Source organism: Mucilaginibacter sp. P4_D1, assembly GCF_056401935.1.
In genome coordinates this window covers 58,320-68,879 of the sequence record NZ_JBFUIJ010000036.1, presented here as the reverse complement: position 1 = coordinate 68,879, position 10,560 = coordinate 58,320, and the positions used below count along the sequence as shown (strand labels likewise).

11 protein-coding genes are annotated in these 10,560 nt (G+C 43.3%); 3 read left to right on the top strand and 8 right to left on the bottom strand.

All coding sequences use genetic code 11. From position 1 onward, the window contains the following. The first annotated feature begins 322 nt into the window (after positions 1-322). Positions 323-736 carry a Holliday junction resolvase RuvX gene (ruvX, locus tag AC1DV1_RS23485; protein ID WP_477364348.1) on the top strand — a complete coding sequence of 138 codons (414 nt, stop codon included), beginning with the start codon at positions 323-325 and terminating at the stop codon, positions 734-736. 71 nt (positions 737-807) lie between these two features. Here the strand turns inward: ruvX and AC1DV1_RS23480 are convergent, their stop codons facing one another. The 5 genes from AC1DV1_RS23480 to AC1DV1_RS23460 all read right to left on the bottom strand — a co-directional run bounded on the left by AC1DV1_RS23480 (position 808) and on the right by AC1DV1_RS23460 (position 5,484). Beyond that, the gene (locus AC1DV1_RS23480) at positions 808-1,695 is read right to left on the bottom strand and encodes a PfkB family carbohydrate kinase (RefSeq protein ID WP_477364345.1); all 888 of its coding nucleotides are present in this window, start codon (positions 1,693-1,695) and stop codon (positions 808-810) included. A gap of 290 nt (positions 1,696-1,985) precedes the next feature. Beyond that, positions 1,986-3,074, bottom strand: a complete 1,089-nt coding sequence (locus AC1DV1_RS23475; RefSeq protein ID WP_477364342.1) for a PAS domain-containing sensor histidine kinase — start codon at positions 3,072-3,074, stop codon at positions 1,986-1,988. Between the two features lie 405 nt (positions 3,075-3,479). Beyond that, on the bottom strand, positions 3,480-3,983 hold the full coding sequence (locus tag AC1DV1_RS23470; RefSeq protein ID WP_477364339.1) for an anti-sigma factor: 504 nt from the start codon (positions 3,981-3,983) through the stop codon (positions 3,480-3,482). Next, positions 3,980-4,561 (bottom strand): RNA polymerase sigma factor, encoded by a 582-nt coding sequence (locus AC1DV1_RS23465; RefSeq protein WP_477364336.1) that lies wholly within the window; start codon positions 4,559-4,561, stop codon positions 3,980-3,982. Before AC1DV1_RS23465 ends, AC1DV1_RS23470 begins: the two co-directional genes overlap by 4 nt. 194 nt (positions 4,562-4,755) lie before the next feature. Continuing rightward, the gene (locus tag AC1DV1_RS23460; protein WP_477364333.1) at positions 4,756-5,484 is read right to left on the bottom strand and encodes a zinc metallopeptidase; all 729 of its coding nucleotides are present in this window, start codon (positions 5,482-5,484) and stop codon (positions 4,756-4,758) included. Positions 5,485-5,730: 246 nt separating this feature from the next. Here AC1DV1_RS23460 and AC1DV1_RS23455 point away from each other — a divergent pair, with 246 nt between their 5' ends. Next, positions 5,731-6,864, top strand: a complete 1,134-nt coding sequence (locus tag AC1DV1_RS23455; protein ID WP_477364330.1) for an NAD(P)/FAD-dependent oxidoreductase — start codon at positions 5,731-5,733, stop codon at positions 6,862-6,864. 84 nt (positions 6,865-6,948) lie between these two features. On the opposite strand, the gene ypfJ is transcribed toward AC1DV1_RS23455, so the two are convergent. From ypfJ to AC1DV1_RS23440, 3 genes are all read right to left on the bottom strand, one after another. Continuing rightward, positions 6,949-7,815, bottom strand: coding sequence for a KPN_02809 family neutral zinc metallopeptidase (ypfJ, locus tag AC1DV1_RS23450; protein ID WP_477364327.1), 867 nt, complete (start codon positions 7,813-7,815; stop codon positions 6,949-6,951). A 62-nt stretch (positions 7,816-7,877) separates the two neighbouring features. Beyond that, positions 7,878-8,570: an SIMPL domain-containing protein gene (locus tag AC1DV1_RS23445; RefSeq protein WP_477364323.1), complete on the bottom strand. Its 693-nt coding sequence runs from the start codon at positions 8,568-8,570 to the stop codon at positions 7,878-7,880. A 210-nt stretch (positions 8,571-8,780) separates the two neighbouring features. Continuing rightward, a complete protein-coding gene (locus tag AC1DV1_RS23440) occupies positions 8,781-9,467 on the bottom strand; it encodes an SIMPL domain-containing protein (RefSeq protein WP_477364320.1) in 687 nt (228 codons plus the stop codon). Between the two features lie 236 nt (positions 9,468-9,703). Between AC1DV1_RS23440 and ku the strand changes: the two genes are divergently transcribed. Next, complete coding sequence (gene ku / locus AC1DV1_RS23435) at positions 9,704-10,471, top strand: non-homologous end joining protein Ku (RefSeq protein ID WP_477364317.1); 768 nt, start codon at positions 9,704-9,706, stop codon at positions 10,469-10,471. Positions 10,472-10,560: the final 89 nt, after the last annotated feature.

Here is a 10,560-nt window from a genome sequence, read left to right as displayed (position 1 = left end):
CCACATAACACTGCCAAGACCGATAAAATGATTACTTCCAGTAAATTATGCTTCTTATTATTGCCCGTGCGTGGATCGGGTATCCATCTGAAATGATCGTGAAGGGATGTGGGCATATTCTTTTTTACAAAGAAAAAAACTTGAAAGCCTTTTTGACAACCGCAACCCTTAAACTTATCACCTCTTTATCAACATTTTGTTGGCAACACCTCCCGTTTTTAACGTTTCTTATGCGTCAGCCCTGGTTAACGTTTTAATTTAATGTGATAAACCCAACGATACTTTTACTTTTGTAACTCATAACTTAATACTCATAACTAATATGGCTCGGGTAATGGCTTTCGATTACGGTACCAAGCGCATTGGTATAGCGGTTACTGATCCTTTGCAGATTATAGCTACGGGGCTGGATACCGTGCACCCGATGTATATTGTTGATTACCTGAAAACTTATTTAAAAACCGAGCAGGTGGAGCGGTTTATTGTGGGCGAGCCCAAGCAGATGGATAATACCCCATCGCAATCGGCCATACATGTTAAAGGTTTTGTGGGGCTGCTTAAAAAAACTTTCCCCGACATCCCTATCGAAATGCTGGATGAGCGTTTTACCTCCAAAATGGCATCGGCCACCATTGCCCAAAGCGGCATGAATAAAAAAGGCCGGCAAAATAAAGAGCTGGTAGATACCATATCGGCCGTAATATTGTTACAAAGCTGGATGGCTAAAGCTTATTAGAAACAGTATCAAGTATTTAGTATCAAGACCGCTGCACCGTTTTTGGCAAACATAGCGCTGCAGACGCATTGTTAGTAGGCGTAAGTTTTTTCGCCACGGGTAATCAGGTTTAAAACATCATCCTCGGTGCCTGTAAACGGACCGGATGATTCAATTTTAAAACTTGCCATTGCTGCGGCAAACTCACCAGCCTGCTGAAAAGATGCGCCTTTTATGCGCTGGTAAAGGTAACCGGCCATATAAGTATCGCCGCAACCAGTAGCATCTACAACGGCAGATGGTTTGTAGGCAGGGATATTGTAAAAAACGCCACCGGTATAAATTACAGATCCCATACTGCCCAGGGTAAGTACAACTTCTTTAACACCCCAGTCGGCCAAAATGCGGGCGCCCTCGTGAATGTCTTTACTGCCGGTAAGTACTTCGGTTTCGTGTTCGTTGGCTTTCAGGATATCGATGTATTGCAAGGCTTCGCGTTTATCGGCCCAATCTATGGCCACAACGTTTTTATCTTCAACCTTGCGCAGGTAGCCTTGTACATCCAGCGATACTTTGCCGCGGCTGTTTAGTTCCTTAATCAGCTCAACAGGCATATCATCGGCAAGCAGCGGACCTAAGTGAAAAATTTGAGCGTCAATTTCCTGTAATTGCTCAACAGTAAAAGGGTTGGCTTTTTGCAATACACGCTGGGTGCGGTGGTCTTGGTTTTCGGAGTAAATATTTTCAAAATAAACAGAAAGGCCACAGGCGCAGGCATTTACATGAATACCCTTGGCGCGCAGTTTTTCAACAACAACCATTTCGCTTTCGGCAAGTGTTGTTACCAGCGTGTAGCTAACATCCATATTGCGGATGGCATTTGAAAAGTAAAAAGAGGTGCCACCGGCCATGTGGGCAGTTACTCGTGGTGTTACCACCTTATCTAACGTTATATGCCCAACGCAACAAATATCGTACATGCTGTTATTTTATTATTGTCAATACCCCACCAGTCAGGATCGAGCCGCAAAGGTATATAATATCAATGTTTAATTAATGTAAGGTTTTTATTACCCATGATATAAAGCCTGTAATTGCCCGATTGTTTTTGTGTTTTGAATGGTTTTGACAGCAATAACTACATTATGTAATGAATAGTCTTTTGTCGAAGGTCTTAAGTTCTAAGTAAAAGCAGAACAAATTCAACTTTCGACTCAAGGCTTAGTACTATTGACTTAATACCGCGTCAGCGTTTCCCTGCCCGGCTAAATCAATCTTTAAACGATATGATAAAGGTAGCCCCCTGGTTAGGTTTGCTTTCGATGGCAATCTGTCCGCCCAGGCTGGTAATATGGTTATAAACCAAATATAGTCCGATGCCTTTACTATCGTGATGATGATGGAACGTTTGGTGAAATCCGAATATTTTATCCTTCACGCGGTCCATGTCAAAGCCTAAACCGTTATCGGCAAACAATATCTGCTTTAATCCTTTATGTACCCTGAAGCTGATATGGATAACCGGGGCAATTTCGGGACGGGCGTACTTTATGGAATTGGTGATCAGGTTTAAAAATACACTTTCGAGGTACGATTTATTAAAATTAATAATACAATCGCCGGTAAAGCTAAGCTTAATGGTAACACCGGATTCATGTATCAGGGAGCCAACTGAATGCAGAACCGTATTTAAGGTGTCGTTAACGTTGATGTCTTCCCGGTGGATATTCAGGCTGTCTTTCTGACTCAAAACGTCTACATAGTTATTAAGCGTTTCTTTCAGGCTCTCTGAAGCCGAACGGAGCATGCCAATAAACTCAATGGTTTCGGGGTCCTGTATTTTTGAAAGATCAATAAAATTAAAAACCGACAGCAGGTTACTTACCGGCGAACGCAGGTCATGCGATGTGGTATAGGTAAGCTGTTTCAGGTCGTCGTTTATTTGCGTGAGGTGGGTTATCAGGTTGTTACGTTCAGCCTCCTGCTTTTTTTTGTGGGTAATGTTTTTGGCAATTGCAAAAACAAGCTGTTCACTATCAACAGGCATCGATGTCCAGGCCAGCCAAACCACCTCCCCGTTTTTGGTTATATAGCGGTTTTCGAAATTTAAAAGCGGCACATCGTTCCTGATGTTGTCGCGTTTTCTTTCGGTTATAAGCTGGTCGTCCGGGTGTACAAAAGAGTTTATGGGGCTCGAAAAAAGCTCTTCGTTGGTGTATCCCAAAGTTTTTGAAACCGCCGCGTTAACCCTTTTAAAGTAACCATCGTAGCCGGCAATGCAGAAAAGATCAGCCGATAACTCGAAAAAACGTTCGAAATTAAAATTGGCCCCGGTATTTGTTTCAAAACGATTTATCATGTAGTATACAATTGGCATAGCTATCAAAGGGAGGTAGCTATTATTGTGTTTTGGTTATACGGTAAGGTTGATGAAATAGTTTGCTTGCGAAAATTAAGAATTTGCTTTGGTTTTCAGGCTGATATTTTTCACGATGACGAAATCCCCGTAAAAAATAAAAGCCGCCCAGACCTTGCGTCGGGCGACTTTCAACCTAAACCTTATCACAATTAAACCGGTAAGGATTACCAGTTCATACATACCTATACAATTACTATACCAAAAATTAAAACTTCGTAAATTTTTTTAGCAAGTTGGTATTATGTGCCTATACGAGTTAAAAATGGAGGTAAAAAAATAAATATCAATTAAAAAAAAGGCGGTGTTAGTTAATTGTAAACTTTTGCGTACTACATGGTAAACACTTTAGGCCTGTTTTGTCGGTTTTTTTCTACGCAAATAACTGTCTGATAAAAATAAGGCCAATACAACATCAAACATGATAAACCATTTGAATACCGGGCTGGTAAAAATATTGGCGACATTGGGCAGTTTTACTGTAGCCGGCAGTTTAACATTTACATCAAAGGCCGAAAGTTGCGAATGGGTGTTGGCAAAAGTGAACACCAGCAATGCCAGTATGGTAAAAACAAAGAAAACAGCAATGCCTATAATAATACGTTTATCAATGGCCGCTTTAAGTGGCTGGCGTGCATTTTCGGTACGGATGGTTTCCATCACGTTGTAGGTAAATGCCATTGATGGTTCGTCAAGCTCCATGGCTGTAAATTCCAGGTTTAGCTGCAGCAGTTCCTGGTATTTTTTGCTGTAAGCCTCATCCTGCTCAATAAGCAGGGCAATAGTATCCTGCTCGGCCGGCGTGCAGTTGCCGTCAATGTAGTTCCAGAGTTCTTCTTCTATGGTATTCATATCAGTTCTTTAACCTCGTGTTTTAAATTACGCTCCAGCTTATCTTTCAAACGCTGGCGCGCCCGGAATAGTTTTACCTTAACCGTATTGGCTTCCATCCCCAAAGTTTGGGCAATTTCTTCCAGTGATTGCTCGCCTTTATAAAACAAGGTTATAATGGTAGCATCATCGGGCAGTAACTGCGCAATAGCCTGGTTAAGATAAAACGACCGCGATTTATTTTCAACGTTATAGGCATCATAAGCCGACTCGTTGTTTTCAACCTGTATAAAGGTAGCTTCGTCATCTATCGAATCGGTTGCTATTCTGTTCTTTCGTAAAAATGTCATGGCTGTATTATACACAATAGTGTACAACCATGTACTAAATTTCGATTGCCCGCCGTATGTTGCCAGCGCGCGGTACGCCTTTATAAAACAGTCCTGTGCAATCTCTTCGGCATCCTCGCGGTTTTTTGAAAAACGCAAAGCAAGTGTAAACACAAACCGCTGGTGCCGCTTCACCAGGTCGGCATACGCCGATTGGTTGCCCGCCAGTGTTTGTTCAATAAGATCGATATCTGAAAGCTTGCTTTGCATGTGTTACAATCTCTCTGACAACAGGGCTTTTACTTAGGTTACACCGAAATGTAAATAAAGCCCCCTAACCCCCTGAAGGGGGAACATGAATGTATAAAGATAGCCAATGTTTATATAAAAGAAAACCCGGCTTTTGCCGGGTTTAAATATGCAATTCAAAAAACTCCCCCTTCAGGGGGCTGGGGGGCTTCGCCTCAATTTCGCCTGTTAAACAAAAACGATGCGTAATAAAGCAGGGTTGCCAGCGAGCTAAGCGCGGCTACCACGTAGGTCATGGCGGCCCACCAAAGGGCGTCTTTGGCTTGTTCGTGCTCTTCGGTGGTTTGCATAATGCTATAGTTGTTATTGAGCCAAACCAATGCGCGATGGCTGGCATCAAACTCAACCGGTAAGGTTATAAAACTAAAAAAGGTAACCAATGCCAGCGCGGCCACACCTACGGCCAATACAAATGGATTGTGCGAAAAAATGAGCAGCATTACACCAATAAGCAATGTCCACTGGGTTAGTGTTGATGCTATATTAATAACGGGCACCATGGCCGACCGGAAACTAAGCCAGCCATAAGCCTGGGCGTGTTGTACCGCGTGGCCGCACTCGTGGGCGGCAACTGCCGCCGCGGCAATGCTGCGGCTATAAAAAACATCCTGGCTCAGGTTAACGGTTTTGGTTTCGGGGTTATAGTGATCGGTAAGCTGGCCTTCAACGCATATTACCTGTACATCAAATATGCCGTGAGCGCGTAGCATTTTAATCGCAACCTCCTGGCCCGACAGGCCGGATAGCAGCCCAACTTCTGAGTAGTGCTTAAATTTACTCTTAAAACGCCATTGTACTATAAAGCTAACAATGGCAACCAGGATCATCAGGAACCAGGCAGAGTTATATCCAATATAGGCTGTTATAAATGATAAGTGATTCATTTGTTAAGTAAAAATTAAAAAGTCAAAATTCAAAAATGATTGGCATGTGATAACACGCTCAATCTGTGTACGTATGCTCACAAGTATTTCTAACTACATATTCAAAAACCATTCCGCTCAAACATGCATGTCAAAAGTAATGCCCTCAGAGATAGGTTTTGATTTTTGACTTTTGAATTTTTCACAATGTGTTTATTTTTTTTATGGTGTTCAAGAGTGCTACGCAATTTTTACTTTTGACTTACTATGTTTTCCTACTGGGAGAGAACTTCTTTTATTGATAACGCCGATGTAATTATCATTGGCAGCGGCCTGGTGGGCTTAAGTGCCGCCCTGCATTTAAAAAATCAGCAGCCATTGCTTAAAGTACTGGTGCTTGAGCGGGGCTTTTTACCAAGCGGTGCCAGTACTAAAAACGCTGGTTTTGCCTGTTTTGGCACAGTTAGCGAGCAAATTGAGGTAATAAACCGATCATCAGAAGCAGAGGCCATGCATTTGGTTGATTATAAATGGCGCGGCCTGCAGCGCCTGCGGCAAAACCTTGGCGATAAGAATATTGATTACCATCAACACGGCGGCCATGAGTTGTTTATGATTGATGAAGCCCAGGCTGCAGGCATAGCTTTGGATCAGGTTGATCATCTGAATAAATTATTGCATCCCATTATCGGTACCACTGACATTTATGCAGTTGCGAATGAAAAAATTGCAGATTTTGGCTTTAATAATGTAGCCGGCATAATTTACAACCGCTTTGAAGGCCAAATTGACAGCGGTAAAATGATGCGGACTTTATTGTATAAAGTGTATGAACTGGGGGTGTTGGTTTTAAATAATGTACAGGTATCGGCAATTGAGCACGAGGCTGCTTGCGTTAGGTTGCAAACTACACAGGGTGCCTTTAAGGCTGGTAAGGTAATACTGGCAACAAATGCATTTGCCAGCCAGTTGTATCCGGAATTGGATGTAGTACCCGGTAGGGGCCAGGTATTGGTAACAAAACCTATAGATGGTTTAAAACTAAAGGGTACCTATCATTTTAATGAGGGGTACTATTATTTTAGGAACATTGATAACCGTGTGCTGTTTGGCGGTGGCCGCAACCTGAATTATAAAGCCGAAGAAACCTGGGAGTTTGGGCATACAGATGAGGTTAAGGAAAAACTCTTATCCTATTTGGCCGAAGTTATCCTCCCCGATCAAAAAACAGAGATTGATTACTGGTGGAGCGGCATCATGGGTTTCGGCGAACAACTAAGCCCGATAGTGAAAGCGATACTGCCCCATGTTTTCTGCGCGGTACGCTGTAACGGTATGGGTGTAGCAATGGGGAGCCTGGTGGGCGAGGAAGTAGCAGAACTGGTATTACGCGATATTTAACAATAGTAAATGACAATCCAATTAGATTGTAAGCGACACACTAATGACCAATGACGCGCAGCAAATGACCGCGCAGCGAAGTGACTAATTAGCCAGAAAAGCGTACCTGTCATCGGCAAACGTGTTGCCTTGTTTTACATCGCCGGTTTCATAACCCTTTTTAAACCAGTAAACGCGCTGGGCGCTGGTGCCGTGGGTAAAGCTGTCGGGTTCCACGTGTCCCTGGCTTTGTTTTTGCAAGCGGTCGTCGCCAATGGCGTTGGCAGCGTTCAGGGCATCTTCTATATCTTTTTCGTTAATTACTTTGTTGATGCTTTGCTCATAATGGGCCCAAACACCGGCATAAAAATCGGCCTGCAGCTCCAGCTTTACCGATAGTTTGTTGTATTCGCGTTGGCTCATTCGGCTGCGGGCCTGGTCCATTTTTGCACTTACACCCAGCAGGTTTTGCACATGGTGCCCAACTTCGTGCGCTATCACGTAGGCATTGGCAAAGTCGCCGCCGGCTCCAAAACGCGTTTTAAGCTCGTCGTAAAAACTCAAATCGATATATACTTTGGCATCGCCGGGGCAGTAAAACGGCCCGGTAGCCGAGCTGGCGTTACCGCAGGCCGATTGCACATAATCGGTAAATAAAACCAACTTAGGATCCTGGTACTGCCGGCCCATATCGCTAAATAGTTTGCCCCAAATGTCCTCGGTATCCTTAAGTACTACACGCACAAATTTTTTGCCGTTGTCTTCCGGTGCATTGGGGTTTTGTTGTTCGGTTTGCTGTTGCTGGTCGCTGCTACCCTGGTTAAGCAACTGCGATGGGTTTATCCCCGTAAACATATAAATTACGGCCCCAATAAGGCCCAGTATTCCGCCGCCAATTGCTATGCCTCGACCACCGCCACTGCCACGCTGATCTTCTACATTATCGCTTTCGCCCCTGCCAAACCATTGCATAATTTTGTGCTTTTTTAGGGGTAACAGGAAAAGCGGTTAGAATGTTTGAGAAGGCTGGTAGATTACTTTATCTCGAACACAGCCCTTACCTGGAAGCTTAACTTTATCTTTTTATAGTTGATGTCTGATTCGGCGGGTGCAGCGTTGGTTCGCATGGTGCTGTTAGCGTATATTGATGAGGGGCTGCTAAAATAGCTGGGGATTGGTTCTGTTTCGTCGATAGTAACCGGTCGGCCTAATTTCTCGCCTAAAGCATCAAGCATATATGTTGCCTTATCCCGCGCGGCGATAAGGGCGTTGATCTTGAGTTCGCGTTTTAATTCAACCCTTTTCGAATACTCATAGCTTTGTACCTCGGTTGATGAAACACCTTTGGGATTTAATGCGGCAAGGATCTGGTTGTATTTATCCAGGTTATGCACCCGGATGCGATATTGCTTGCCGGCCATAAAATCGGGAGCCTTTTTCTTTTGGTAATAATAGTTCCATCCTGCAACATCATCAATGGTGAAATCTTCTTTGGGGATGCCGGCGTTTTTTACCGCATTTTCAAGTTCGGCCTCGAGCGTAGAAATTGACACATGTTTTTTACCATCCATATATTCCTGCAACGAAATAGACACATTAAGAATATCGGGCGTCACTTCGGCTTCGGCCATGCCGGTAACTACAATTGTGCGACGCGCATCGGCTGCCTGTGCAAATACCTGGCAGGTAAACGGAAGCAGAAGGGCAAGGATAAATAGCTTTTTCATTTGTGTAAAGTTTAATGGTTGTTAATTAATGATACTAAGATAACGTACTATAGGGCAGATTTGTAACCGGGGGGACGAAATATCAGTAACAACAATATATGATGTAGCCATTACATGGGTAGAAAAATAAAAAAGGCCATCCTCAAAACTTAGGATGACCTTTTATTTATTTTATCAATTAAAAAACTCCCCCTTCAGGGAGTCCGGGGGCTACTTTATCTCAAACACTGCGTTTATCTGCAGGCTGATCTTGATCTTTTTAAAGTCGATGTCGGATTGAGGGGCATCGGCAACGGCAGCTTTATACATCATGGTGTTGTATTGGCGCGGCTGAGGGAAGCTGCTGTTATCACTCTCCGTGATGTTAAGCACATCGCCCAGTTTGTTGCCAAGGCCGCTTAATAAAAATGAAGCCTTATCGCGTGCCGAAAGCAGGGCTTTAAGTTTCAATTCGTTTTTCAGCTCGTTTATTTTTGAATAATCATAGCTGTCGATATTGGTTGACTGGATGCCTTTGGGATCTATTTTAGATACAATCTGGTTAAACTTATTCAGGTCTTTTATCCGTAGCCCATATTGTTTGCCGGCTAAAAAATCGGGCTGTTTCTTTTTTTGAACGGCGTTGTTCCAGGCTGATACATTGTTTACGGTAAAATCAGCGGCAGGTATACCCGCATCTTTAACGGCTTTTTCAAGCTGGTCTTCCAGGTCCGAGATCTGGATGTGTTTTTTACCATCCATATATTCCTGTAGCGATATGGTAACGTTGATGATATCGGGGGTAACTTCCTGCTCGGCGGTGCCGGTAACTTCTATTTTGCGGCGCAAGTCAACAGCCTGCGCAAAGGCTCCGTAAGTAAATGTTAGCAGGGTGGCAATGATGAATAGCTTCTTCATGATGTAATGTGTATGGTTATTTTTTTGTTTGTATGACTGTAATGACGGGCAGATAGTTTAATATGTAACAGGTATAATGAACTATTGTTGGGCCTTGAATACCGGGGTAATGAAAAACCAGGAGGATTTGTTTTGTTTTTTTCGACCCATGCCTGTAAGGCAACTATTTAAAAACCGTTTGGGTTTATGGTGGTTACATCATATGGTAATAACAGGCAAACGATAAATATTTTGATATGAGATCTATCTGGAAAGGTTCAATTGGTTTTGGATTGGTTAGCATCCCGGTTAAGCTGTATTCGGCAGTGCAAACAAGTTCGCTTGATTTGGATATGCTGGATAGCCGGGATCATTCACGCATCAGGTATCAGCGGGTAAACGAGAAAACGCATAAGGAAGTACCCTACGATAAAATTGTGAAGGGCTACAAACTGGCCAATGACGATTATGTGATTGTAGAGGACCAGGATTTTGAGGATGCCGCCCCCGAAAAAAGTAAAATCATTGAGATTGAAAGTTTTGTGGATATTGCCGACGTAAACCCTATGTTTTACGAAACATCCTACTATACCGAGCCGGATACCAAAAGCAACAAGGCCTATGCCCTTTTGCAGAAAGCCCTTATTCAGTCAAAAAAAGCGGGGCTGGCGCGCTTTGTACTGCGCAGTACCGAAAGCCTGTGCATTGTACACCCTGTTGATCATGTGCTGGTAGTTACCCGCATTCGTTTTGCGCAGGAAATACGCAGTGCCGAAGACCTGGATATAGCCAAAGATGTAACCGTAAGTAAAAAAGAACTTGACGTTGGCCTTGCCCTTATTAACCAATATGCCGAGGATTTTGACGTATCTAAATTCAAAGACGAATACAATGACGAGTTGCTAAAAATTATCAAGGCCAAATCAAAAGGTAAACGGGCTACGGTTAAAAAACTTAAACCGCGTGAAACCGACAGCGATGATCTGTACGATCAATTGATGAGTAGTTTGAAAAAGAAAGCCTGACAAGTATTAAAGGGATGCCAAGCAGAAAGACGCCGTGCTACAATGGCCGGATTTTGCGGTTTTTAGATATATAGAGACACAACAATTTG

What these genes read in the sequence shown, in the direction of transcription:
- AC1DV1_RS23455 (WP_477364330.1), top strand. Translation starts at nt 5,731, where the DNA reads ATGTTTTCCTACTGGGAGAGAACTTCTTTTATTGATAACGCCGATGTA.
- AC1DV1_RS23470 (WP_477364339.1), bottom strand. Translation starts at nt 3,983, where the DNA reads ATGAATACCATAGAAGAAGAACTCTGGAACTACATTGACGGCAACTGC.
- AC1DV1_RS23440 (WP_477364320.1), bottom strand. Translation starts at nt 9,467, where the DNA reads ATGAAGAAGCTATTCATCATTGCCACCCTGCTAACATTTACTTACGGA.
- ypfJ (WP_477364327.1), bottom strand. Translation starts at nt 7,815, where the DNA reads ATGCAATGGTTTGGCAGGGGCGAAAGCGATAATGTAGAAGATCAGCGT.
- AC1DV1_RS23460 (WP_477364333.1), bottom strand. Translation starts at nt 5,484, where the DNA reads ATGAATCACTTATCATTTATAACAGCCTATATTGGATATAACTCTGCC.
- ku (WP_477364317.1), top strand. Translation starts at nt 9,704, where the DNA reads ATGAGATCTATCTGGAAAGGTTCAATTGGTTTTGGATTGGTTAGCATC.
- AC1DV1_RS23445 (WP_477364323.1), bottom strand. Translation starts at nt 8,570, where the DNA reads ATGAAAAAGCTATTTATCCTTGCCCTTCTGCTTCCGTTTACCTGCCAG.
- ruvX (WP_477364348.1), top strand. Translation starts at nt 323, where the DNA reads ATGGCTCGGGTAATGGCTTTCGATTACGGTACCAAGCGCATTGGTATA.
- AC1DV1_RS23465 (WP_477364336.1), bottom strand. Translation starts at nt 4,561, where the DNA reads ATGCAAAGCAAGCTTTCAGATATCGATCTTATTGAACAAACACTGGCG.
- AC1DV1_RS23475 (WP_477364342.1), bottom strand. Translation starts at nt 3,074, where the DNA reads ATGATAAATCGTTTTGAAACAAATACCGGGGCCAATTTTAATTTCGAA.
- AC1DV1_RS23480 (WP_477364345.1), bottom strand. Translation starts at nt 1,695, where the DNA reads ATGTACGATATTTGTTGCGTTGGGCATATAACGTTAGATAAGGTGGTA.